We start from the raw sequence: 22,713 nt of genomic DNA, 5'->3' as shown, positions 1-22,713 counted from the left end.
CGCGTTGATGGACAAAATGATTTGAGAACCAGGAAAGACAGGAATGACGGTAGGAAGCACAAGTTTTGATGTGATCGTGGTGGGCGCTGGCATTGTCGGCCTGGCCCATGCCTATGAAGCGGCGCGCCGGGGCCTCAAGGTCTGCGTGGTGGACCGGGATGCCGCCTGCGTGAGCGCCTCGATCCGCAATTTCGGCTTTGTGACGGTGACCGGCCAGGGGGCAGGGGACACCTGGCGACGCGCCCGCCATGCGCGTGACGTCTGGGCCGAGCTTGCGCCGAAGGCCGGAATTACAGTGCAGCACCAGGGCCTGAACCTGGTGGCCACGCGCGACAAGGCACTGGATGTGCTGCAGGCCTTTATGCAGACCGAGATGGCCCAGAGCGTGAACTGCGCGCTGTGGACAGCCGAAGAGGCCGCCCGCCATGCGCCCGAGCTGCGGCTGGAGCAGGCCAAGGCCGTGTTGCACAGCCCCATTGACCTGCGGGTGGAATCACGCGACGCGATTGCCCAGCTGACCCAATGGCTGGCCGAGCAGATGCAGGTGACTTTCCGGTTTGGCGAGGCAGTGTTGGAAGTCGCCACGCCCAAGGTGGTCACGGCCAAGGGGCAGCTGCATGCCGAGCGTGTGGTGGTCTGCACCAATGCGGATATCCATGGCCTTTACAGCGCGCTGTTTGCCAAGCACCAGGTGCAGCTGTGCCAGCTGCAGATGCTGCGCGTACAGCCAGCTGCCAATTTGCGCCTGAACGCATCGGTGATGGGGGACCTGAGCCTGGTGCGCTACCACGGCTACAGCAAATTGCCCGAGGCGCGCGCGTTGCTGGAGCAACTGCAGCAGGAAGAGGGCAAGAGCCTTGCCCAGGGCATCCACCTGATCGTCGTGCAGAGCGCAGACGGCAGCCTGGTGGTGGGCGATTCGCACCACTATGGCGCCTCCGTCAAGCCCTTTGCCCAGGACGATGTCGATGCGCTGATGCTGCGCCACATGCGCGAGGCCTTGAACATCGGCGATTACCGCGTGACCGAGCGCTGGGTCGGCATCTACCCATCGGCCCCGCAGACGGACTGCTTTATCGAGGCGCCGGACGCCGCCACCCGCGTGGCGATCGTCACCAGCGGCACGGGGGCCAGCACCGGTTTTGGCGTAGCCCATGACACCTTTGCCCATTGGTAAAGGCAGGCACGCATTCCTGAACGATCCATCTTCTATATAGACATACGCCCATGCGCCTGACCAACGGCCGCCATGGGAGCGGAGGACACCATGACGAACTTTCACAACCCCCAACGCGTACAAGCCGTTGTTTTTGACTGGGCCGGCACGATTGTCGACTTTGGCTCACGCGGCCCGATGGGCGCCTTTGTGCAGCTGTTCAAGGATTTCGGGATCGAGATCAGCATTGCCCAGGCCCGGGGCCCGATGGGGTCGGCCAAATGGGACCATATTGCAGCGCTCTGCCAACTGCCCGAGGTGGCAGCGCAGTGGGAAAAACGCCATGGCAAGCCGGTCGCCAACAGTGATATCGACCATCTCTACGAGGTGTTCACGCCGATGAACGCCCGCGTAGTGGGTGACTTTGCCGGCTTCATCCCCGGTGCGCTGGAAGTGGTCAACCGGCTGCGGCTCGATGGCATCAAGATTGGCAGCACCACGGGCTACAACCGTCCGATCATGGATGTGCTCGAACCCATCGCCGCCCGCGCCGGCTATGCGCCGGACAACATCGTCTGCGCCGGCGACCTGGCCGCTGGCCGCCCCAGCCCCTTGATGATGTACCGCTGCTTTGCCGACCTGGGCATCTGGCCAGCCTCGACCGTGGTCAAGGTGGACGACACCGGCGTCGGCATTGCCGAAGGCCTGAACGCCGGTTGCTGGACGGTCGGTGTGGCAGTCAGCGGCAACGCCAATGGCCTGTCCTTGCCCGAATGGCAGGCGCTGAGCGCGGACGAGCAAGCAGAGATACGCAGCACCGCCAGCGAACAGCTGCGCAGCGCCGGCGCCCATTATGTGATCGACAGCGTGGCCGACCTGCTGCCGGTGATCGGGCAGATCAACCAGCACCTGCAGCGCCAGGAACTGCCTGTCCAGGCAGCTGCTTGATGCTGTAGCGCAATAGAACGAGCAGGGGGCTGAACACTAAAAAGCCGCTGCAAGCATCGACCCGCAGCGGCTTTTTGACGGTTGTGAGAGCCGAGGTTTACTTGGCCTTGTAGGTATCGCCCAGCACCACCCCTTCACGGCGTGGATCGGCGCCACCGCTCAGGCGTGCTTCGCCAGCCGCATTGGCAGTACGGATAACGGTGCCCACACCGCTGGATTGCGCATTGACCGACACAGTGTGGCCCATGGCGCGCAGTGCCAGCACCAGCGGATCGTTGTCACCGCTGTTGGTGGCATTGATATTGGGGTGCTCACCACCGAGGTTGGTGGTGCGGCTGTTGGAGGCGCCAAAGTTCACCAGATTGGTGGCTTGCTGCGCATCCAGGCCCCAGTCCAGCGCGCCGACCAGGGTTTTGGTCACGAACTGGATGATCGTGGCACCGCCGGGCGAGCCCGTGGCCATCTTGAACGCGCCGGGTTGGCCGTCAGCCGTGGCGTCAAACACCAGCGTAGGCGCCATCGAGCTGCGAGGGCGCTTGCCCGCTTCCACCTTGTTGGCGATCGGCAGACCATCGGCCGACACCGGAGCCGCGGAGAAATCGGTCAGCTGGTTGTTCAGGATAAAGCCCTGGGTCATGTGGTAGGAGCCCATGCCTGCTTCCACCGTCGTGGTCATGCTCACCACATTGCCCTTGCCATCGACGATGGTCATGTGCGTGGTGCCGGCTTCGGTCACCTTGCCCACGCCCAGACGGGTGTTGCCAAACTGGCCGGCGCTGGCAGTGCCCATGCTCTGCGTGGGCGAGATCAGCGCGGCGCGCGACTTCAGGTAGCTCTTGTCCAGCAAGGTGCTGTACAGCGGGCCGGGCAGGGGGGTGAAGTCGGTGTCGGCCACATACATGTCGCGGTCGGCATAGGCCATGCGCTCGGCTTCGCTCACCAGGTGCACGCCCATGGCAGTCGGCTTGCCGCCTTCCAGATCCAGCGCGGTGGGCTTGTGGGGGGCGAGGTCAAAGTTCTCCAGCACGCCCATGGCCTGCGCCACGGCAATACCACCGGACGAGGGCGGTGGCATACCGCAGATCACGTACTTGGCGCGGTAGGTGGTGCAGACTGCATCACGCTTTTTGGCCTGGTAACCCGCCAGGTCGGCCATCGTGGTCACGCCGGGGGTGATGGGTGCGCCAGTCGTCACGTTTTGGGTCACGGCGATCTTGTCGACAATGCCTTGCGCCACCGATCCGGTGTAGAAAGCATCGGCACCGCCAGTCGCCATCTTCGTCAACGTTGCGGCATAGGCAGGGTTCTTGAAGGTTTCACCCAGGCCCTTGGTCGAGCCGTCGGCGTTGAAATAAATGGCCAGCGCATCGGCATCCGCCTGCAGCGCGGTCTTGGCGCCGGCCAGCGCATCGGACATGCGGCCGCTGATCTTGAAGCCATTGGTGGCCAGGTCGATACCGGGCTGGATCAGGTCCTTCCAGGGCTTGGCACCATGGTCCTTGTGGGCCAGGTCGAGCATGCGCACAGCGCCGGGCGTGCCGATGGAGCGGCCGCTGGCACGGGCGCTGGGCAGCGGCGTGGTCTGGGTGCCACTGTCGATATAGCGCAAGTAATCTGGCGTCGCGGCCGCAGGTGCGGTTTCGCGGCCGTCATAAGCCGTCACCTTTTTGGTGGCTGCATCGTAGTACAGCATGAAGGCGCCACCGCCAATACCGCTGGACTGGGGCTCCACCAGACCCAGCACCATCTGCACGGCCACCGCAGCATCCACCGCAGAGCCGCCAGACTTCAGCACTTCACAACCGGCCTTGGATGCCAGAGGGTTGGCCGTCACCACCATGTACTTGTGGCCTTCGACCACTTTCTTGCCGGTACGGTAGCCCGAAGCCAGTTCGGGGAACGAAGGATCGCCAGGCAGACCGGAGCCCACGACCACCGAACCATCCGATGTGCCAGCCTCGCAGGCCGTGCTCACCAGATCGTCCTGGTCGTTATGGCTGGAGCCACCGCAAGCGGTCATCGTCAGCGCGACGATGGCGGCCAGCGCGGCCATGCTGTAGCGCGCCGGCACGGCACCCAGCAATTTTTCGTTTTTCATATAACTATTCCTTGGATCGAATGACAGGAAATTGTCTTAGTAAAACGAATCATCGAGAGGCTGGATAAGCCGTGGTTAACCCTCGATTTGGCAACAAAGTGACTGCCTTGCCAAGTGGCAGGGCAGGTTTGAGGTTCTCTGCTCGGCGAGAGGTACAAGCTAGGTAGAAATGTGACTTAACATAATATACATCGTATTAATTAGCTAAGTACTGGTGAGGAGCCATCTGGCTACAACCCGTGCCTCATTGCTTGGACACGAGCAACCTCTCTCTCTCTCAGCGCTCCGGCCGCATGTCAGCGCCCGGCTTGTCATCCTTGACCAGCACCCAGCGGTAACCTGCCGGCGCCACCGGTGGCTGCGCCGCTTGCATCGACCTGCGGCGGTCGCCCAGGTTTGAGGCATTGATGCCGTTCTTGATCGCTGCCTTCAACAGCTCATACCCAACCCACAACGAGATAACCGTGGCGATCAGCGACCAGAAAAGCATCCAGGCGAGCTGTCGGTCTATCTCCATCTGCAATCTTGCCCAATCCATCGCCATTCCTCCTGCCGCGCAGTGTAGCTGCGCGCTGGTCTGCAACCCGCCAACGCATGCAAGCGCTGTAACAGGAACCTCAGCATCCGGCCCGGAATTGCTCGTCTCGCGCGCGTTGCCGTTCTTCACGGATCCATTCCATCTTGCGTGCGGTCCCGCACGGCAGCCATATCCATATATGCTTAGCGACTTTCCTTTAAGAACATCCTTATTCCGTTAAACCAGCTTATTTTGATCGCATCTCAGTCATGCCAGGCCAGGCTTGAGTCTGTGATCGTTGCGATACGGCCCAGCTGCCAGGGGCGGTTTATCTGTCCATGGCCGAATGGCGCGCCACAGTAAATGGGAATGTTTAGTAGATTCAAGTGTTCGGCGAATATTTCCTCGAGAGTGTGGAGCACTCCTCGCGCGGGACAATTCGTGAAATCGCCGAGCACAACGGCCAGAGCGCCATCCAGCGCACCACATAATCGGAGTTGTGCCAGAGATCTCTCAATGCGGTAAAAAGGCTCGCCTACATCCTCAAGCAGAACAATGCCTCCCGCCATTGACGGTAGCCAGGGCGTACCCGCGAGAGAACTCAAGGTTGCCAGATTCCCGCCAAGGGCCGGCCCCGTCACGTTGACGCGTTCCAAGTTCCCGCCAGGTGTGAGCCCCGAGAAATGAAGCGCTGCGCTGCCTTTGCTCAGTAATGTAAGTACATCTTCAGCATGCTGGCTTATCGCATCGCCAACTACTATTTCTTCGAACACCGGTCCATGGATGGCACAACCGCCCAGCTTCCACGCCTGCAGTAAAAGTGAGCAATTATCGGAGTACCCAATAATAGGTTTGTGCGCAAGCCAGTCCGCCACATGGGGTAGCAGGTGCATGCATCCGGTACCTCCTCGCGCAAACCAAACTGCGTCCACCGTTTTATCGGTCATAGCACTTCTCAGGTCTTCGAGACGAAGTTCATCGCGTCCGGCCAAATAACGGTGCCTTTGAAAGGTATGGGCTCCAAAAGTGATTACATGGCCGGAAGCCTCAAGTACTTCCGCTGCAGCAGTAATTTCTTCTTCTTTGACCGCCGCTCCTGGCGCTACAACCCGAATTCGCATGAAAGCCCGCTCCTTCCAAGCTGTAAATAGCTGCCACCAGCTTACGTGGACCAGAGGTTTCTAATACGTAAAAATTGTCGAATGAAATGTGGAGAGCCAACCTGCGTAACGTCAGCAAATGCATATCGAAGACTTGAGGTGTCTTATGCTTGCATGCCATGGCTCACCCTGCTCCTTGGCATGAAAAAGGCCTGCACAACGGCAGGCCTTCGCTCACTAACGCTGTCAGGCGCTCAATCCCAGATAGGCGCCAGTCCCTCGGGATTCACCTCACGGCCGTTGCGCTCCAGCTGGGCAATGCGGGCCATGTCATCGGCATCCAGCACCAGTTGCTGGGCCAGCAGGTTGCTGGCCAGGTTCTCGCGCTTGGTGGAAGACGGGATGACGGCGTAACCTAATTGCAGCGCCCATGCCAGGGCGACCTGGGCGACGGTGGCCTGGTGCTTGCTGGCGATCTCTGCCAACACCGGGTCCTTCAGCACCTTGCCGTAGGCCAGGGTCATGTACGAGGTCACGGCAATGCCCTGCTCCTGGAGAAAGGCCGTCAGCTTGGGGCTTTGCAGGTAGGGGCTGAGTTCGATCTGGTTGGTGGCGATCTCCCCTGCTCCAACGGCTGCGATGGCCTGGCGGGTCAGATCAATGTTGAAGTTGGAAATACCGATCTGGCGCGTGAGGCCCTGGGCCTTGGCGTCCGCCAGCGCGGTCATGAACTCTTGCAGTTCGACGCCATTGCCGGGTGCGGGCCAGTGGATCAGGGTCAGGTCCACATAGTCGCTGCGCAGCTTTTTGAGGCTGTCCTTGAGGCTGGGAACCAGCTTGGCTTGGCTGTAGTTGTCGGTCCAGATCTTGGTGGTGACAAACAGCGCTTCGCGCTCCACGCCGCTCTCGGCGATGGCCTGGCCCACCTCGGCTTCATTGCCATAGATTTGCGCGGTGTCGACCGCCCGGTAGCCTAGCTCCAGTGCATTGCGCACCGAGTCGACCACGACCTGCCCTTGCAGACGGAAAGTACCAACACCAAAGCGAGGAATAGACATGAAAAACTCCTTGAGAAAAATACGGACAGAAATGTGCGGCGGCCCTGCAGTGGTTGGCAGCCCAACCAGGTCCTCATCGCATTGGTGGACAGTTTGCGCTTTTCATCCTTGCAGATAAAGCCCTGTATCAACAATATTCTTTTGATGAAATATCAACTATACCCACCGCCCTGCTCTTGCGTTTCTTGGGCAGTGCCGGGCCAGGCAGAACCCACTTTAAAAAAGCAAAAGCTCCCCGTGCAGCTTGTGGTCTGCACGGGGAGCCTGGGGCCAGCGCCGGGGATTAGAGGTTACCCGCTGCTGCTGCGTGGCCAGCCTGCCCACGGCGCATGCGGCCCTGGATCAGCACCAGACCGAGCCCGCCGGCAGCCAGCGCCGCGCCTGCCCAAGCCACTGCGCCATAGCCCAGCCCCTGGCTGATGACGGCGCCCCCTAAGGCGGCGCCTACGGCATTGCCCAGATTGAAAGCGCCCACATTGACGGACGAGGCCAGGCCGGGCGCCTCTGCGGCGGCCTGCATCACCCGCATCTGCACCGGGGGCACCATGCCAAAGGCGGCAGCACCCCACACGACCAGACCCATGCCGGCGCCCAGATGCGTACCAAGCGCCCAAGGCAGCACCACCATGATGAGGGCCAGGGCCAGCAGGATGATGCGTGTAGCGCCATCGAGCGACCAATCGGCCAGGCGGCCACCGAGGCTGTTGCCGATGGTGAAGCCCACGCCGATCAGCACCAGCGCAAAGGCGATGAAGCCGGGGCTGGCATGGGTGATCTCGGTCAGTACCGGCGCCACATAGGTGTAGAGCGTGAACATGGAGCCGGCACCGAGCACCGTCGTACCCATGGCCAGCAGCACCTCGGGGCGGGTCAGCACCTTGAGTTCACGGCGCACGTCCGGGCGTGTGCCGGCCTCGCCCTTGGGCAGTACCATCCACAGCGCAGCAATGGTGATCAGGCCCAGCGCGGCCGTGCCGGCAAAGGCCAGCCGCCAGCCGACTTGCTGGCCAATCCAGGTGGCAGCGGGCACGCCGCCGATATTGGCCACCGTCAGCCCCATGAACATCGCAGCAATGGCACTGGCCTGCTTGTCCTTGGGGACCACACTGGCCGCGACGACGGCGCCAATGCCAAAGAAGGCCCCATGGTTGAGGCTGGTCACCAACCGCGACAGCAGCAAGGTCGTGTAGCCAGGGGCCAATGCAGAAAGCAGATTGCCGGCGGTGAAAATCAGCATCAAGGTGACCAGCGCTGCACGCCGCCCAAAGCGGCTGAACAGCAAGGTCATCACAGGTGCCCCCAGCATTACACCGACGGCATAGGCCGATACCAGCATGCCGGCGGTGGGAATGCTGACGTCGACGCCCTGGGCGATCACAGGCAACAGCCCCATCGGGGCAAACTCGGTGGTGCCAATGGCGAAAGCGCCAATGGCCAATGCGAACAATACAGCGGAAGACTTCATAGCTGCTAGTGTGCCCTGCTAATATTTGCAGATTAAGTACCATCGCCACCAAAATCTTTTGACGCCAGGGCAACAATGAAGACCACGCTCGACGAATTGCAGGCCTTTGTGGCCGTGGTCGATACCGGCTCGATCACCGCCGCCTCCGAGCTGCTGGACCAGACCGTCTCCGCCACCAGCCGCACCCTTGGCCGGCTGGAGGAAAAGCTGCAAACCACGCTGCTGCGCCGCACCACCCGCCGGCTGGAGTTGACCGAGGAAGGCAGCGCCTTCTTGCAGCGGGCACGCGCGATCCTGGTGTCGGTGGACGAGGCCGAAGAGCTGATGGCTGCACGGCGCGTGCGGCCTGCCGGGCGCCTGCGGGTGGATGCCGCCACACCCTTCATGCTGCACGTGCTAGTGCCGCTGGTGGACAGCTTTCGCGCCCGCTACCCCGAGGTGGAGCTGGAGCTGCACTCGCACGAAGGCATTGTGGACCTGATCGAAAAGCGCAGCGATGTTGCCTTTCGCATTGGCGCGCTCAAGGATTCAAGCATGCATGCGCGTCCTGTGGGGATCAGCCGCATCCGGGTATTGGCCAGCCCCGCCTACCTTGCACGCCACGGCACCCCGACCGATATCCAGCAGTTGGCGCAGCATGTGTTGCTGGGATTCTCCCAGCCCGATTCGCTCAATGAATGGCCACTGCGTGACACCGGCGGCGAACTACTGCGCATACAGCCGGCGGTTGCCTCTTCGAGCGGCGAAACGCTGCGCCATATGGCCTTGGCCGGTCTGGGCATGGTCTGCCTGTCGGATTTCATGACGCGGGCGGACCGCGACAGCGGTCAGCTGGTGCCCTTGTTCGAAGACCAACTGCTTGATGTACGCCAGTCCATCCATGCGGTCTACTACCGCAATACGGCGCTGGCCTCGCGTATCACCTGCTTTGTCGACCACGTGGTCACCACATTGGGCGCCAAGCCCTTTGACTGAACAGGCCCAAGCACCCACCGGCCACCGGTGCCACCCGGAGCGTTCGCTGCCCAGCCAGAGGCGTCTGCAGATCTTCCGTCAGGTGGCATCCAACCTGGAGGCGCCTTCGCCCAACACCAGGCGCGTCAGGTCGCTGATCTGCTGGACCGCATCGTGCGCGCGCATGCTGTTCAAGGTGTCGCTGCGCACGCCCCCCCTGCCCTGCGCACCCAGCAGCATCACGGTGATCTGCATTTGCGGGCAGCGTTGGCGCAGGCTCTCGCACATCTGGGCCAGCCTGCCCAGTGGGTTCGGATGGAAGCTGCAGATGCAGAGGTGGCGCACACCGTCATACAGCGACAGATCACCCTGACGGAGCACGGTGTCGATGGACACCGCGCGGGTGCTGCTGTCTACCCCGTGCAGCCGCAGCGCATGGGCTGCCATCGTGGCGGCATGCCGGTCAATGTCCCATTGCATTCCGACACAGACAACCGAGGCCGGGGGCGGTTGAACCTCGACCGCCTCGGGCAATGCGTCAGGCGGGTAATGGCGCTGCAGGCCACTGAGCAGCATGGCCACCGCCTCCGACAGGCGCTGGCGTTGCGGTGGGCTGGCAGCGCTGCGGTACTGCTGGGCCGCAATCTGGAGGGCCGGCACCGCCACCTCGTCATAGAAATGGGTGACGGCCAATGCCTGGTCCTGCTGGCTGGGCTTGGGTGGAAGCGCTTCGTCGATGTTTTCGGATGCGACGTCAATGGCCTGGTCGACATCGCCGCGCCACAGACGCTGCAGCAATTTTTCCGGAGGATCAAACACCGCCTGGCTGCCCAGCAAGATCTCGAGAAACCCCATCCCCGGGATGTAGCGGCCCAGCACCAGCAGACACACCGTCAACGGGGTCGACAGGATCAGCCCCACCGGCCCCCAAAGCGCCGTCCAGAAGGTCGCCGCCAGAATGATGGACAAGGTCGACAAACCGGTGCTTGCGCCATAGAGCCAGGGCTCGATCACGTTGTTGCTGATCAACTCCAGAACCAGAATCAGGGCCAGGGTCCACAGCAGCAGGCTCCAGCCGGGGTCCACTGCAAAAGCCAGCGTGAGCGGAAAAACGGCCGATGCCATCGGCCCGATATAGGGCACGAAGCGCAGCACCGCCGCCAGGATGCCCCAGAGAATGGCGCCGGGCACCCCAATCCACCACAGCCCCAGCGCCATCGGAACCCCGTAGCTGAGGTTGACGAACAGCTGCATGCGCAGGTACTGGCCGATGCGCGTCGCAGCGTCATCGAGCGCGTCGGAGGCCATATGCGTGTTCGGCCCCATTAGCCGCAGCAGCCGGTCCTGCAGGCCACTGCGGTCCAGCAGTATCAGCACGACAAACAGGAACACAATGCCGGTGGTGGCCAGCGGCTCAGCCACCTTGCTCAGCAGCTCCAGCGCCTTTTGGATGGGCTTGACCTCCGGCTCCTGCACCTCCACTTTCTGCACGCGGCGGCGGGCATCGCCCTGCCCTATCTCGGTTTCCACCGTATTGAGCACCTTGACCGCGCCGTCCCAGACCCCCGGGCCATTGAAATACGGTTTGACGTGGCGCAGCTTCTGGCGAATGGTGTTCTGGTAGGTCGGCAGCTCGGCGCTGAGGCTGGTCACCTGGTTGCCCACATAGAGCGCGCCTGCACCCAAAGCGCCCAGAGCCAGCACCATCACCAGCGCCACCGACACCACCCTGGGCAGGCCCCAGCGCTTGAGCCGGCTGACCGCAGGATCGAGCAAAAAGCCCAGCAAGGCGGCCAAGGCCACCGGCAGCAGCACATCCCGGCCTACATACAGGCCCAGAATCACCACCGCCGCAATGACCATGCCCACCATCAACCGCAGGCCCGGCACGATCGCCAACAGCGGGGCCAGGGTCTCTTGTGTGGATGCGCCCTTGCGCCGGCGCCCTGCGCCACGCCTGCCACCTTGCCCCGTATCGGCCAGCGCACGACGCGAGGGCCGCTGAGGTCCGGGAACGGGCTGGGCTACAGGCTCATCGTCGGGCGCGGCGTGGTCGGGGGGCATAGCGTGGGGTGAAGACTAAGAAAGGGTGGGAAGCGCAAGCAGCTATTACATCCAATTTCCACGGTGGCAGGTGTCATCTTTGACCGATTTTTGAAGGGCCGAAGCTGCGCAACAAAAAACCGCAAGGCCGGATGGCACTTGCGGTCTGCGCAACCGATCAGGCGGGCAGCGCTATTTCTTCAGGCCCTGGAGCTTGGCAAAGGCCGACGCCATCGCGTTTTGCTGGGCAGGCTGGTTGGTGCGGGCGGGCTGCGTGTAGCCCCCCCGGCCGCCAGCGCCCTGGTGGCCTCGGCCCGCCGATTCAAAGCGGTTGTCGCGCGGGCCATCGCGGCGCGCAGGCGCGGCGTCCAGCTTCATCGTCAGGCTGATGCGCTTGCGCTCCACATCCACTTCCAGCACCTTGACCTTGACGATCTGACCGGTCTTGACGGCTTCGCGGGCATCTTCGATGAACTTGTAGCTCATCTGGCTGACGTGGACCAGGCCGTCCTGGTGTACACCCAGGTCCACAAAGGCGCCAAACTGGGCGACGTTGCTGACGGTGCCTTCCAGAGTCATGCCCTCGCGCAGGTCCTTGATGTCTTCCACGCCTTCGTTGAAGCGGGCCACGACAAAGTCGGGGCGCGGATCGCGGCCGGGCTTTTCCAGCTCACCCAGAATGTCCGAGATGGTCAGGGCGCCAAACTTCTCGCTGACAAAGCGCTCGGCTTTGAGGCCCTTGAGCACATCGCCACGGCCCATCAGCTGGTCCACCGGCTTGCCGGTGGTAGCAATGATCTGCTCGACGACCGGGTAGGTCTCCGGGTGCACGCCGGTCATGTCCAGCGGGTTGTCGCCACCACGGATGCGCAAGAAACCGGCGGCCTGCTCAAAGGTCTTGGCACCCAGGCCGGCCACATCCATCAGCTGTTTGCGGTTCTTGAACGAGCCATTGGCATCCCGCCAGCGCACGACCGACTTGGCCACCGTGCCCGAGAGGCCGGAGACGCGGCTGAGCAGCGGCGCCGAGGCCGTGTTGAGGTCCACACCCACCGAGTTCACGCAGTCTTCGACCACCGCGTCGAGCTGGCGGGCCAGCTCACTCTGGTTCACATCGTGCTGGTACTGGCCCACGCCAATGCTCTTGGGGTCGATCTTGACCAGCTCGGCGAGCGGGTCTTGCAGGCGGCGGGCAATCGACGCTGCGCCACGCAGGCTGACATCGACATCGGGCATCTCGAGCGCCGCGAATTCGCTGGCGGAATAGACCGAGGCGCCCGCTTCGCTCACCACCACCTTGTCGATCTTCTTGCCCGCCTTCTCAGCAATGCGGATCAGGTCGGCGGCCAGCTTGTCGGTCTCACGGCTGGCGGTGCCGTTGCCGATCGCAATCAGATTGATCTGGTGCTTTTCCACCAGGCGGGCGAGCACGGCCAGTGAGCCATCCCAGTCGCGGCGCGGCTCATGCGGGTAGACCGTGGTGGTATCCACCAGCTTGCCGGTGTGGTCCACCACGGCGACCTTGACGCCGGTACGAATGCCCGGGTCCAGACCCAGCACGGCACGCTGACCGGCAGGCGCAGCCAGCAACAGGTCGCGCAGATTGTCGCCAAACACCTTGATCGCCACCTTTTCGGCATCTTCGCGCAGGCGCGAGAACAGGTCGCGCTCGGTCGACAGGCTCAGCTTGACCCGCCAGGTCCAGGCCACGCATTTGCGGATCAGGTCATCGCTGGCCCGCTTGGCATGGCTCCAGCCCAGGTGCAGCGCAATCTTGCCCTCGGCCAAGCTGGGCTGGCCCGGCTCAGGCGCCACGCCGGGCTGCAGCTCGGGCTGCACCAGCTTGGCTTCCAGCACTTCCAGGGCCCGGCCCCGGAACACCGCCAGCGCGCGGTGCGAGGGCACGCGGCCAATCGGCTCGTCATAGTCAAAGTAATCGCGGAACTTGGCGACCTCGGGGTCGTTCTCGTTCTTGGACTCCACTTTCTTGGAGCGCAGCAGGCCTTCGGCCCAGAGCCACTCGCGCAGTTTTTGCACCAGCACCGGGTCTTCGGCCCAGCGCTCGGACAGGATGTCGCGCACACCATCGAGCACCGCCATCGGGGTCGAGAAATCCGGACCGGGTTTGCCATCGTCAAGCACCGTGGCCGGCTTGCAAAAGGCCTGGGCCTCCTGCAGCGGGTCCAGGCTCGGGTCCGCAAACAGCTTGTCGGCCAGCGGCTCAATGCCAAACTCCTTGGCGATCTGGCCCTTGGTGCGGCGCTTTTGCTTGAAAGGCAGGTAAATGTCTTCCAGTTCCTGCTTGGTGGGCGCGCGGGCAATGGCCAGGCGCAGCGCATCGGTCAGCTTGCCCTGCTCGTCGATGGCCTTGAGCACCGTGTCGCGGCGCTCCTGCAGCTCCCGCAGATAGGTCAGGCGCTCGGCCAAATCCCGCAGCTGGGTGTCATCGAGACCACCGGTGGCTTCCTTGCGGTAGCGGGCAATGAAAGGCACCGTCGCCCCGCTGTCCAGCAGTTCCACCGCCGACGTAACCTGCGACTCGGCCACCTTCAGCTCAGCCGCAATCTGCGCAATGATCTTTTGCATGCTCTACGCTCGCTCCAATGCTTCTCTGGCAAAACAGCGAGTGTGCCATAGCTGCCGGCGGCCACTGGGGATTTGAACAGGTGCCGGATTTGAAAAATGTAATTTTTATAGCAGTCCGGAACACGCCTGCTACGTGGCAGGTGAGCTCGGGTCCTACTTGGTCAATCGTCAAACAATGCGAATCGGGCGGCGCAGTCGATGGCATACTGGGCCGCGATGTCCCCAGAGCCCGATTCGAATTTGGATTTGTTTGGCGCCGAGCCCGCGCCGGCGGCCGCTGCGCCCGCCCCCGCTGCGCCGCCTGCCGGCGCGCAAGACACCGAAGCGTCCCCTCCCCCAGCCGCTCCTGCCGCCAAAGCGCGCAGCCGTGCGCAGGCGGTAGGCGCCGCGTACCCCTTGCTGGGGGAGGACCTGGCCCCCGCCATGCCGGCGCTGCTGCGCATGGGCGGCTCATCCTGGTCCTACCCCGGTTGGCAGGGCCTGGTCTGGGACAAGGCCTACAGCGAGCGCATTCTTGCGCAACGCGGCCTGAACGCTTATGCCGAGCACCCGCTGCTGCGTACCGTCAGCATTGACCGCAGCTTTTACCGGCCGCTGGCAGCATCCGAATACGCCGTCTACGCCGCCCAGGTGCCGGCGGATTTCCGTTTTATCGTCAAGGGGCCGGCGCTGGTCTGCGATGCGCAGGTGCGCGGTGAAGAAGGCCGCGGCAAAGAGCCCAACCCCGCGTTCTTGAATGTGGAACTGGCGCTCAGCAGCTATGTGCGCCCGGCCTGTGAAGGCCTGCTGGACAAGCTCGGCGTGCTGCTGTTCCAGCTCAGCCCGCTGCCGCTGGGCCGGTTGCTGAACCTGCAGCGCACCCTGGCGGAACTTGAGCAACTGGCGCTGGCCGTGCAGGCCGAGCTGGCGGGCCTGCCCGCAGAGCGCCGGCCCATTGTGGCCTTTGAGGTGCGTGATGCCGATTGGCTGCGCCCCGAGATCGCCCCGCAGCTGGCCCAGATTCTGCGCCAGGCCGGTGCCACCTACTGCCTGGGCCTGCATGCCAAGATGCCACGCATGCCCGATCAACTGCCGCTGCTGCGCGCGCTGTGGCCCGGCCCGCTGGTCTGCCGCTGGAATGTGAACCCTGTCTTTGGCCCTTATGGCTACGCCGATGCTGAAAAGCAATTGGCCCCGTTTGACCGCATCCAGCAGCCCGACCCCGCCACGTTGGCGCTGCTGGCCAGCACCTTGGCCGGCGTCTGCAGCAAGGGGCAGCCCGCCTATGTCACCGTCAGCAACGAGGCCGAGGGCTGCGGCCCACTCAGCATTGTGCGACTGGCCGAGGCGATTGCCGCACTGAAAAAATCTGACAACCCAAGCCCGGTCTGACTGCAATCGCTTGCGATGTTTTGCGCAAATTTGCCGCTGTGGCCCAGACATCTGCCCAGCAGTGCATGGGCGCAGGCCTATGATGTTTGGCCTGGGCGCGCAGCGCGGCGCCATTCGGGCCCGCCGCCGCACCCACTACCCTTTGAGCGATTGAATCCATGCGATACCGCACTTTGTGCCAATTTGCCTGCCTGGCGGCCTTGAGCGCCGGCCTGGCCTCTTCCTTCAGCGCCCAGGCGGCGGAGACCCGTGCCAACCGCTTCACCGTGAGCGACAGCATCACCAGCGTGCAGCTGTGCGGCAATCGCAACCAGGGCAGCAACAAGGCCGTACAGCCCTACCGCGTGGTACAGGGCGAGCAAAACGGCCAAAGCTATCTGTTCGTGCAGTGGATGAACCAACCCGAAGACACGCCCCACTGGCGCGGAGTGGCTGCCCATACCCAGGGATTTGCCGAGATCAACGACGACAACGCAGACCTGGGCTTGCAAGACCTGCGCTGCCGCGCCCATGGCAAAGGCATTGTGATTACGGCGCAGGTGACCGGTGGCAAACCTGCGGTCAAGCGCCGTACGATGCAGCTGGAGGTCGGACCCGCGCTGGAGAAATACAGCATCAGCTTCAGCCCGGCGCTGAAGTAACGCGGGCCGGGGCTGGATGCCGCCGGCCCGGTGTTGACGACACGCTGAGGCTTACTTGCCCGCAGCCGCAGCGCCCAGGGCCTGGTCGCCTTCGAGTTCTGCCCGCCTGGCGTACTTGGCGGCCAGCACGCCGCAGACCATCAGCTGCATCTGGTGGAACAGCATCAGCGGCAGCACCATCATGCCCACCGTGCTGCTGGCAAACAGCACCTTGGCCATGGGCACGCCACTGACCAGGCTCTTCTTGCTGCCGCAGAACACGGCGGTGATCTCATCTTCCTTGCTGAAGCCCAGGCGGCGCGAGAGGAAGGTGGTCAGGAACAGTGCCAAGGCCAGGATGATGGCGCTGATCACCAGCAGGCCGACCAAGGTGGTCAGCGACACCTGGCGCCAGATGCCCTGCACCACGGCGGCACTGAACGCCGTGTACACCACCAGCAGGATGGAGCCCTGGTCCACCACCTTGGTGAGCTTGCCGTGCTTCTTGATGAACGGGCCCACCCAGCGCTGCAGCAAATGGCCCAGCGCGAAGGGCAGCATCAGTTGCAGCAAGATCTTGACCACCGCATCGACGAAAGAACCGCTCGTGCCATGGGCGGTCACGAACACACTGACCAGCAGCGGGGTGATAAAGACGCCCAGCAGCGTCGATGCCGATGCACTGCATATGGCAGCCGGGATATTGCCACGCGCCATCGACACGAACGCGATCGACGACTGCACCGTGGACGGCAACACGCACAGGAACATCACCCCCACATACAGCTCGGGCGAGACCAGGGGCGTGAGCAACGGTTTGAGCGCCCAGCCCAGAAACGGAAACACGACAAAGGTGCTGCCGACAATGAACAGGTGCAGCCGCCAGTGCATGATGCCCGCCAGAATCGCCTGGCGTGAAAGCTTGGCGCCGTGTAGAAAGAACAGCAGCGCCACGGCCGCTGTCGTCAAGGTCTCAAAGCTGCTCGCCACCTGGCCGGTCGCGGGCAAAAAACTGGCCAGCAGCACCGTGGCCACCAGCATCAGCGTGAAGTTGTCGGGACGGAATTTCATGTGCGCCATTGGACGCCGTTTGCAGGCAAAAGTAAAATTAATTTATAAGATTGATTGATGATTTAAAGTCATATATCTCCGTTTCGTTTCCCACCATGCACGTCAGCCTCCGCCAGCTCCAGGTATTCCTCTGCGTCGCCCAGTGCCGCAGCTTCAGCCAGACCGGCCAGACGCTGGGCCTGACCCAATCGGCCGTCAGCCGCGCGATGGTGGAGCTCGAAGGCCAGCTCCATGTGCGGCTGCTGGACCGCACCACGCGCGAGGTGCTGCTGACCGATGCCGGCCAGCTGCTGGCCCAGAAGGCCGCGCCCCTGCTGCAGGAGCTGGCCGATACCCTGGCCGAGGTCGCCGATGTGGGCCATGCCGCACGTGGCCAGGTGCGCATTGCCAGCAGCCCCACGCTGTCTGCGGCGCTGATGCCCGCCTGCATCGCCGCCTGCAACCGCGAGCTGCCGCAGATCCAGCTGCAGCTGGTGGACCGCCTGCAGCAAGAGGTGCTGGCCCAGGTGCGCAGCGGCGATGTGCATTTTGGGGTGGTGGTGGAGCCGCCGGAGCTGGGCGATCTCGACTGCATCAGCCTGCAGCTGGACCCCTTTGTTGCCGTGTTGCCGCCCGCGCACCCGCTGATGCCGAAGGCGCAGAAGGCGCATAAGGCCACCAGCCTGCGCTGGGACCAGCTGCGCGGCGAGCCCTTGGTGCTGCTCGACCATGCATCGGGCAGCCGCCGGCTGATGGACGCTGCCTTGCTGGCCAGCGGTTGCGGGCCTGAGCATTGCCCTGTCGTGCAGGAGGTAGGCCATGTCACCACTGCCTTCCGCATGGTCGAGGCCGGCATTGGCATCAGCATCATGCCGGGCCTGGCGATCCCGGCCCATGGGTTGAGCAGCCTCCAGGTGTGCGATCTGCTGCCCCAGGTGCAACGCGCAATCATGCTGGTGCGGCGCCGCCAGCGCAGCCTGCCCGCTGCGGCGCAAGCGGTCTGGGATCTGGTGGCCCGGCGCCTCACAACAGCCCCCACACCGTAAACACGCCGCCGCGATTGCTGGCAATCAGACTACAAGAGAAGCGCTGCGTGCGTGCTAAAAACGGTGGCTGTGACCAACCCTTAATCCAAGGCACCAGGAGAGTTCCCATGATCCAACGCATTCCATCCATCGCCAAGTTCGCTGCTGCGGCCACCGTGGCCGCGCTGCTGAGCGCCTGCGCCCACACCGACCGCGCCACACCGATTGCCGAAGCGACCATCAACCCGACCGAAGGCAACAACATCAGCGGCTATTTCCGCGTCTACGAAGTCAACCGCGACACGGTGCGCGTGATGGCGCAGGTCAAGGGTCTGCAGCCCGGCAGCGAACACGGCTTCCATGTGCATGAGAACGGCAACTGCTCGTCGCCAGATGCGATGAGCGCCGGCGGCCACTACAACCCGAACGGCCACCAGCATGGCAAGGCCGGCCCCGAATCCCATGTCGGTGATCTGCCCAGCCTGATGGCCGATGCCGCAGGCACCGCGTTCCTGGTCTGGGAAACCAAGGACCTGTCGATCGGCACCGGCAAGCCCAGCGACATCAAGGGCCGCGCTGTGGTGGTCCACAAGGACAAGGACGACTACACCACCCAGCCCACCGGCAATTCCGGTGCCCGTCTGGGCTGCGGTGTGATCCAGTAAGCCGTCCTGCTCCAAGCGCCTGTTCAAACCCAGCCTGTGGCGCCCGGTGGCCCACAGGCTTTTTTGTCACTGCACTGCGCCAAAGCGATGCACAATCGGGCCATGAGCGAACTCTCCCACTCCATTGCCGATTTGCGCAAAAGCTATGAACGCGCCGAGCTGAACGAATCGGCGTCCTGCGCTGCGCCGATTGACCAGTTCGACCGCTGGATGAACGAAGCCGTTGCGTCGCAGCTGCCAGAACCCAATGCGATGACGGTCGCTACCGTCGGCCCCGATGCCCGGCCCAGCACCCGCATCGTGCTGATCAAGGGCTACGACGCACGCGGCATCGTCTGGTACACCAATTACGACAGCCGCAAGGGCCGTGAGATTGCAGGCAATCCCTTTGCCGCGCTGATGTTCCACTGGGTGGAGCTGGAGCGTGTGGTGCGCATCGAGGGCCGTGTGGAAAAAGTCTCGGACGAGGAAAGCGACGCCTACTTCAACAGCCGCCCGCTCGACTCGCGCATTGGCGCCTGGGCCAGTCCGCAAAGCCAGGTCATCGACAGCCGCGCCGTGCTGGTGACCAATGCCGCCAAATATGGCGCGCAGTTCCTGCTCAAGCCGCCGCGCCCACCGCACTGGGGTGGCTTTCGCCTGGTGCCCGATACCTGGGAGTTCTGGCAAGGCCGCAAGAGCCGGCTGCATGACCGCCTGCGCTACCGCCAAACGGGGCCAGACGGCACCGGCTGGATCCGCGAACGCCTCGCGCCTTGAACCCGATGGGCGCCGCTGCGTGGGAGATCCGTTGGCTGACACCGGCCGATGCCGCCGCTTTCCAGCGCCTGCGCCTGGCCGGCCTGCGCGCATCGCCGAGCGCCTTTGGCTCCAGCTACGAAGAAGAAAAAGACCGCTCTTTGGCGGTGATCGAGGCGCGCCTGGCGCCCAGCGCTGACCAGGGTGTGCTTGGCGCCTTTGCCCGCAGCCAGCTGGTGGGCATGCTGGGCATTCGCCGCCAGGATGGCCTCAAGACCCGCCACCGTATGGCCTTGTGGGGCGTGTATGTGGAGCCAGCCTTTCGCGGCCAGGGCATCGCGCAGGCCCTGTTGGCACAGGCTGTTGCCTTTGCCCGCCAAGTTCCCGGGGCGGTGCAGATCCACCTGAGCGTCAACGCCGCCAATGCCAGCGCGATACGCCTGTACGAGCAAGCCGGCTTCCGGGCCTATGGCACCGAGCCGGCGGCTCTGCTGGTCGACGGCGAGCTGCACGATGAGCTGCTGATGCAGCACCGGCTTCAGCCCCCATCTCCGCCAGCAGCCTAAGCCCGCTTCAGCAACTGCGCGAAGCCTAGCAAGATCAGTCCGGGTGCGAGACGCCCAGGCGCGCATGCAGGCGCTTGCTGGTGGTCGTGTATTCCAGCAGCAGCTTCTCGCCGCGCAGGTATTCAACGGCCGCCATGGCTGCCATCGTCGCTTCGTAGAAACCCGTCAGTATCAGCTTGCGCTTGCCCGGGTAGCTGACGATATCGCCTGCGGCATAGATACCCACGGCACTGGTCTGAAAACTGTCGGTCGCCACCTGCAACTGTTTTTTCTCCAGCGCCAGACTCCAGTCCAGCAAGGGCCCGAGCTTGGGCGACAGGCCCTGGAACACCCACAGCTGGTCGCAGGCCAGGCGCTGGTCAGCACCGTCGGCATCAACGTAGCCAATGGCCTGCAGACGCTCGGTGGCCTCGATGGCCTGCGGCATGCCAATGACCACCTCGACCCTGCCGCTGGCGCGCAGCCGTGCCAGGCGCTGCAGCATGGCATCCGGGGCACTGAACTGGTCGCGCCGGTGCATCAGCACCAGTTGCGCCGATTGCAGTTGCGCATGGTCTGCCGCGGCCAGCACTGCCTCCACCGCCGCCTCATCGCCGCCGCTGATCACAATGCGTGGCGCAGCATGGCCGGCCAATATCGGCTCCAGCCAGGCATCGTCCAACGTGGGGTGGTAGAACACCTGGCTGCCCAGCCAAGTCTCCAGCCCAGGCAAGCGCAGCTGTTTGGGCACAAAGGCGCCCACGCCGGCGGTCACGACCACGGTGCGGGCCAGCAACCAGCGGGTCTGGGGCCCATCGATAGCCTGCAGTTGCACGCGCCAACGGCCATCGCCATGGCGCAGCAGTTGCGCGACCTGCGTGTGGCCGTGAAAGACGGGCTCGAAGGGCTGGATCTGGCGCTGCAGCTGCGCAGCCAGCTCGCGGCCGGTGCACAGCGGAATGCCGGGGATATCGTAGATGGGCTTGTCGGCATAGAGCGCAATGCACTGCCCGCCCATCTGCGGCAGGCTATCGCACAACTGGGCTTGCACGCCCTGCAAACCCAGCTGGAATGCGGCAAACATGCCGACCGGGCCGGCACCCACAATGAGCGCATCGACCGCCTGCGCCTGGGATTCATCAAACTCGGGTGAGGCCTTGCGGTCAGAAGGCGTGGGCAAGGTATCAGTCATGGCGCCATCGTAGTGCAGCGCGCATTGCCCTCGCAGCATTGCGCTTATGCGCCATCACTGCGCGCTGTCGATGCCTCCGCCCAGCGCCTTGTACAGGCTGATGCGGTTGACCTGCTCGGCCTGCATCAACGTGATCTGGGTTTGCTGGGCCGCGTACAGGCTGCGCTGCGCATCGAGCACGGTCAGAAAATCGTCGGCGCCGGCCTTGAAACGTGCCTGCGACAGCTGCAGCACGCGGCTGGCCGCCTGCACCAGGGCTGCCTGCGCGTTCAGCCGCCGCTGCATCGTGGCGCGGTCGGCCAGCGCATCGCTCACCTCGCGGAAAGCCACTTGAATGGCCTTGTCGTACTGGGCCAGTGCCGCGTCGCGGTTGGCTTGCGCGATATCGAGGTTGGCCTGGTTGCGGCCGCCGTCAAAAATCGGCAAACGGATCTGTGGCACAAAGCTCCAGGCGCGGTTGCCACCATCGAACAGGCCCGACAGCGCATCGCTGGCGGTGCCGGCATTGGCCGTCAGGCTGATCGTGGGGAAGAAGGCCGCGCGCGCTGCACCAATGCTGGCGTACTGCGCCTGCAGGCTGTGCTCGGCTGCCGCCACATCGGGCCGGGCCAGCAGCACCTGCGACGACAGGCCGGTCGGCACCACGGTCATGGCAGTGGCCACGCCTGGCGTTTTGACCTGGGGCGTTGCACCATCGAGCAACTGGCCCGAGCCAGCGCTCTTGATCTCATTCGTGCTGAGCGACGCGGTGGGCGCGGGCGGCAGCATATCGCCCGCCAAAGGGCCACCGACCAGCAACTGCAGTGCATTGCGATCACGGGCCACTTGCGACTCGTAGGCCGCCACATCGTTGCGGGCGGTCTCCACCGCCGTCTGGTTCTGGGCCAGCACCAAACCATTGGTGGCGCCCAGCTGGTGCATGCGCTGCACCAGGCCGTAGCCCTGCTCGCGTGTGGCCAACGTGTCGCGCGCCAGTTGCAGGCGCTGCTGGTCGCTGGCCAGGGCCACCCAGGCATTGGCGATATCGGTGATCAGGCCCAGCTGCACGCTGCGGCGGTTTTCTTCCACCAGCAGGTACTGCTGCAATGCCGCCTCGCTGAGGTTGCGCACCCGGCCCCAGAAATCGAGCTCATAGCTGGCCAGGCCCAGCTGCACGCTGACCTGGTTGGTCACCGACGAGGCCGCGCTGGCCGAGCGCAGATCGTCTGCGGTGCGGGTGCGGTTTGCCTGGGCGTTGGCATTCAGGCTGGGCAGTTGGTCGGCACGCTGCACGCCGTACTGCGCCCGCGCCTTCTCGATATTGGCGATGGCCACGCGCAGGTCGCGGTTGTTCTGCAAGGCCAGCTCGATGAGCTGACGCAGCCCTGCGCTCTCCACCCACTGCTGCCACGGCAGCAACTGCAAGGTATCGGCTGCAGCCGGCTCCACAACAAAATCGGCAGGCAAGGTCTGGGCCACGCCATCGAGCGTGGCGGGTACCGCAGGCTCTGGACGCTGGTACTGCGGCGCCAGGTTGCAAGCGGACAGCAGGCCCGCTGCCAACAGGGACAGCGGCAAACGGTAGGCACGGGTCATGGAAAAA

The 22,713-nt window shown here is 63.9% G+C and carries 19 protein-coding genes; 9 read left to right on the top strand and 10 right to left on the bottom strand.

Annotated features, from left to right (window positions below; translation table 11 throughout):
- Positions 1 to 43 precede the first annotated feature (43 nt).
- Both AB7A72_RS05465 and phnX read left to right on the top strand, forming a co-directional pair.
- The gene (locus AB7A72_RS05465; protein WP_369459257.1) at positions 44 to 1,177 is read left to right on the top strand and encodes a TIGR03364 family FAD-dependent oxidoreductase; all 1,134 of its coding nucleotides are present in this window, start codon (positions 44 to 46) and stop codon (positions 1,175 to 1,177) included.
- 90 nt (positions 1,178 to 1,267) lie between these two features.
- Positions 1,268 to 2,104 carry a phosphonoacetaldehyde hydrolase gene (phnX, locus tag AB7A72_RS05460; RefSeq protein WP_369459256.1) on the top strand — a complete coding sequence of 279 codons (837 nt, stop codon included), beginning with the start codon at positions 1,268 to 1,270 and terminating at the stop codon, positions 2,102 to 2,104.
- 97 nt (positions 2,105 to 2,201) lie between these two features.
- Here the strand turns inward: phnX and ggt are convergent, their stop codons facing one another.
- The 5 genes from ggt to AB7A72_RS05435 all read right to left on the bottom strand — a co-directional run bounded on the left by ggt (position 2,202) and on the right by AB7A72_RS05435 (position 8,342).
- Complete coding sequence (gene ggt / locus AB7A72_RS05455) at positions 2,202 to 4,202, bottom strand: gamma-glutamyltransferase (RefSeq protein ID WP_369459255.1); 2,001 nt, start codon at positions 4,200 to 4,202, stop codon at positions 2,202 to 2,204.
- A gap of 277 nt (positions 4,203 to 4,479) precedes the next feature.
- On the bottom strand, positions 4,480 to 4,869 hold the full coding sequence (locus tag AB7A72_RS05450) for a hypothetical protein (protein WP_369459254.1): 390 nt from the start codon (positions 4,867 to 4,869) through the stop codon (positions 4,480 to 4,482).
- Between the two features lie 113 nt (positions 4,870 to 4,982).
- Entirely contained in the window at positions 4,983 to 5,840 is an 858-nt protein-coding gene (locus AB7A72_RS05445; RefSeq protein ID WP_369459253.1) for a S66 peptidase family protein, read from the bottom strand.
- A 233-nt stretch (positions 5,841 to 6,073) separates the two neighbouring features.
- On the bottom strand, positions 6,074 to 6,877 hold the full coding sequence (gene dkgB, locus AB7A72_RS05440) for a 2,5-didehydrogluconate reductase DkgB (protein ID WP_313332021.1): 804 nt from the start codon (positions 6,875 to 6,877) through the stop codon (positions 6,074 to 6,076).
- A 283-nt stretch (positions 6,878 to 7,160) separates the two neighbouring features.
- Positions 7,161 to 8,342, bottom strand: a complete 1,182-nt coding sequence (locus AB7A72_RS05435) for an MFS transporter (RefSeq protein WP_239812038.1) — start codon at positions 8,340 to 8,342, stop codon at positions 7,161 to 7,163.
- 75 nt (positions 8,343 to 8,417) lie between these two features.
- Between AB7A72_RS05435 and AB7A72_RS05430 the strand changes: the two genes are divergently transcribed.
- A complete protein-coding gene (locus tag AB7A72_RS05430) occupies positions 8,418 to 9,317 on the top strand; it encodes a LysR substrate-binding domain-containing protein (protein ID WP_369459252.1) in 900 nt (299 codons plus the stop codon).
- Positions 9,318 to 9,395: 78 nt separating this feature from the next.
- Here AB7A72_RS05430 and AB7A72_RS05425 read toward each other — a convergent pair whose 3' ends face one another.
- Positions 9,396 to 11,360 carry an AI-2E family transporter gene (locus AB7A72_RS05425; RefSeq protein ID WP_369459251.1) on the bottom strand — a complete coding sequence of 655 codons (1,965 nt, stop codon included), beginning with the start codon at positions 11,358 to 11,360 and terminating at the stop codon, positions 9,396 to 9,398.
- Between the two features lie 171 nt (positions 11,361 to 11,531).
- Positions 11,532 to 13,925, bottom strand: a complete 2,394-nt coding sequence (locus tag AB7A72_RS05420) for a Tex family protein (protein ID WP_312806975.1) — start codon at positions 13,923 to 13,925, stop codon at positions 11,532 to 11,534.
- A 216-nt stretch (positions 13,926 to 14,141) separates the two neighbouring features.
- On the opposite strand from AB7A72_RS05420, the gene AB7A72_RS05415 reads away from it, so the two are divergent.
- Both AB7A72_RS05415 and AB7A72_RS05410 read left to right on the top strand, forming a co-directional pair.
- Positions 14,142 to 15,296, top strand: a complete 1,155-nt coding sequence (locus AB7A72_RS05415; RefSeq protein ID WP_369459250.1) for a DUF72 domain-containing protein — start codon at positions 14,142 to 14,144, stop codon at positions 15,294 to 15,296.
- A gap of 158 nt (positions 15,297 to 15,454) precedes the next feature.
- Positions 15,455 to 15,937, top strand: a complete 483-nt coding sequence (locus AB7A72_RS05410; RefSeq protein ID WP_239812043.1) for a hypothetical protein — start codon at positions 15,455 to 15,457, stop codon at positions 15,935 to 15,937.
- 51 nt (positions 15,938 to 15,988) lie between these two features.
- On the opposite strand, the gene AB7A72_RS05405 is transcribed toward AB7A72_RS05410, so the two are convergent.
- On the bottom strand, positions 15,989 to 16,996 hold the full coding sequence (locus AB7A72_RS05405) for a bile acid:sodium symporter family protein (protein ID WP_312463486.1): 1,008 nt from the start codon (positions 16,994 to 16,996) through the stop codon (positions 15,989 to 15,991).
- 86 nt (positions 16,997 to 17,082) lie between these two features.
- On the opposite strand from AB7A72_RS05405, the gene AB7A72_RS05400 reads away from it, so the two are divergent.
- The 4 genes from AB7A72_RS05400 to AB7A72_RS05385 all read left to right on the top strand — a co-directional run bounded on the left by AB7A72_RS05400 (position 17,083) and on the right by AB7A72_RS05385 (position 19,960).
- Positions 17,083 to 18,012 carry a LysR family transcriptional regulator gene (locus AB7A72_RS05400; protein ID WP_312531426.1) on the top strand — a complete coding sequence of 310 codons (930 nt, stop codon included), beginning with the start codon at positions 17,083 to 17,085 and terminating at the stop codon, positions 18,010 to 18,012.
- 107 nt (positions 18,013 to 18,119) lie between these two features.
- A complete protein-coding gene (locus AB7A72_RS05395; RefSeq protein WP_239812046.1) occupies positions 18,120 to 18,656 on the top strand; it encodes a superoxide dismutase family protein in 537 nt (178 codons plus the stop codon).
- Positions 18,657 to 18,743: 87 nt separating this feature from the next.
- Complete coding sequence (pdxH, locus tag AB7A72_RS05390) at positions 18,744 to 19,415, top strand: pyridoxamine 5'-phosphate oxidase (protein ID WP_239812047.1); 672 nt, start codon at positions 18,744 to 18,746, stop codon at positions 19,413 to 19,415.
- Between the two features lie 5 nt (positions 19,416 to 19,420).
- A complete protein-coding gene (locus AB7A72_RS05385; RefSeq protein ID WP_369459249.1) occupies positions 19,421 to 19,960 on the top strand; it encodes a GNAT family N-acetyltransferase in 540 nt (179 codons plus the stop codon).
- 34 nt (positions 19,961 to 19,994) lie between these two features.
- Here AB7A72_RS05385 and AB7A72_RS05380 read toward each other — a convergent pair whose 3' ends face one another.
- A complete protein-coding gene (locus AB7A72_RS05380; RefSeq protein WP_369459248.1) occupies positions 19,995 to 21,131 on the bottom strand; it encodes an NAD(P)/FAD-dependent oxidoreductase in 1,137 nt (378 codons plus the stop codon).
- A gap of 54 nt (positions 21,132 to 21,185) precedes the next feature.
- Positions 21,186 to 22,706, bottom strand: a complete 1,521-nt coding sequence (locus tag AB7A72_RS05375; RefSeq protein WP_312463490.1) for an efflux transporter outer membrane subunit — start codon at positions 22,704 to 22,706, stop codon at positions 21,186 to 21,188.
- Between the last annotated feature and the right edge of the window lie 7 nt (positions 22,707 to 22,713).

Origin of the sequence: Comamonas sediminis (assembly GCF_041107495.1) — a bacterium.
Taxonomy (GTDB): Bacteria; Pseudomonadota; Gammaproteobacteria; order Burkholderiales; family Burkholderiaceae_C; genus Comamonas; species Comamonas sediminis.
Note: the sequence above shows the minus strand (reverse complement) of the source record. Positions and strands in the feature narration are given on the sequence as shown.

Excerpts from the sequence above, each read along its gene's own strand:
- AB7A72_RS05445 (WP_369459253.1), bottom strand. The coding sequence starts at position 5,840 with ATGCGAATTCGGGTTGTAGCGCCAGGAGCGGCGGTCAAAGAAGAAGAA.
- AB7A72_RS05410 (WP_239812043.1), top strand. The coding sequence starts at position 15,455 with ATGCGATACCGCACTTTGTGCCAATTTGCCTGCCTGGCGGCCTTGAGC.
- AB7A72_RS05415 (WP_369459250.1), top strand. The coding sequence starts at position 14,142 with ATGTCCCCAGAGCCCGATTCGAATTTGGATTTGTTTGGCGCCGAGCCC.
- pdxH (WP_239812047.1), top strand. The coding sequence starts at position 18,744 with ATGCACAATCGGGCCATGAGCGAACTCTCCCACTCCATTGCCGATTTG.
- AB7A72_RS05425 (WP_369459251.1), bottom strand. The coding sequence starts at position 11,360 with ATGCCCCCCGACCACGCCGCGCCCGACGATGAGCCTGTAGCCCAGCCC.
- dkgB (WP_313332021.1), bottom strand. The coding sequence starts at position 6,877 with ATGTCTATTCCTCGCTTTGGTGTTGGTACTTTCCGTCTGCAAGGGCAG.
- phnX (WP_369459256.1), top strand. The coding sequence starts at position 1,268 with ATGACGAACTTTCACAACCCCCAACGCGTACAAGCCGTTGTTTTTGAC.
- AB7A72_RS05430 (WP_369459252.1), top strand. The coding sequence starts at position 8,418 with ATGAAGACCACGCTCGACGAATTGCAGGCCTTTGTGGCCGTGGTCGAT.
- AB7A72_RS05385 (WP_369459249.1), top strand. The coding sequence starts at position 19,421 with ATGGGCGCCGCTGCGTGGGAGATCCGTTGGCTGACACCGGCCGATGCC.
- ggt (WP_369459255.1), bottom strand. The coding sequence starts at position 4,202 with ATGAAAAACGAAAAATTGCTGGGTGCCGTGCCGGCGCGCTACAGCATG.
- AB7A72_RS05380 (WP_369459248.1), bottom strand. The coding sequence starts at position 21,131 with ATGACTGATACCTTGCCCACGCCTTCTGACCGCAAGGCCTCACCCGAG.
- AB7A72_RS05420 (WP_312806975.1), bottom strand. The coding sequence starts at position 13,925 with ATGCAAAAGATCATTGCGCAGATTGCGGCTGAGCTGAAGGTGGCCGAG.
- AB7A72_RS05465 (WP_369459257.1), top strand. The coding sequence starts at position 44 with ATGACGGTAGGAAGCACAAGTTTTGATGTGATCGTGGTGGGCGCTGGC.
- AB7A72_RS05435 (WP_239812038.1), bottom strand. The coding sequence starts at position 8,342 with ATGAAGTCTTCCGCTGTATTGTTCGCATTGGCCATTGGCGCTTTCGCC.
- AB7A72_RS05395 (WP_239812046.1), top strand. The coding sequence starts at position 18,120 with ATGATCCAACGCATTCCATCCATCGCCAAGTTCGCTGCTGCGGCCACC.
- AB7A72_RS05405 (WP_312463486.1), bottom strand. The coding sequence starts at position 16,996 with ATGGCGCACATGAAATTCCGTCCCGACAACTTCACGCTGATGCTGGTG.
- AB7A72_RS05400 (WP_312531426.1), top strand. The coding sequence starts at position 17,083 with ATGCACGTCAGCCTCCGCCAGCTCCAGGTATTCCTCTGCGTCGCCCAG.
- AB7A72_RS05375 (WP_312463490.1), bottom strand. The coding sequence starts at position 22,706 with ATGACCCGTGCCTACCGTTTGCCGCTGTCCCTGTTGGCAGCGGGCCTG.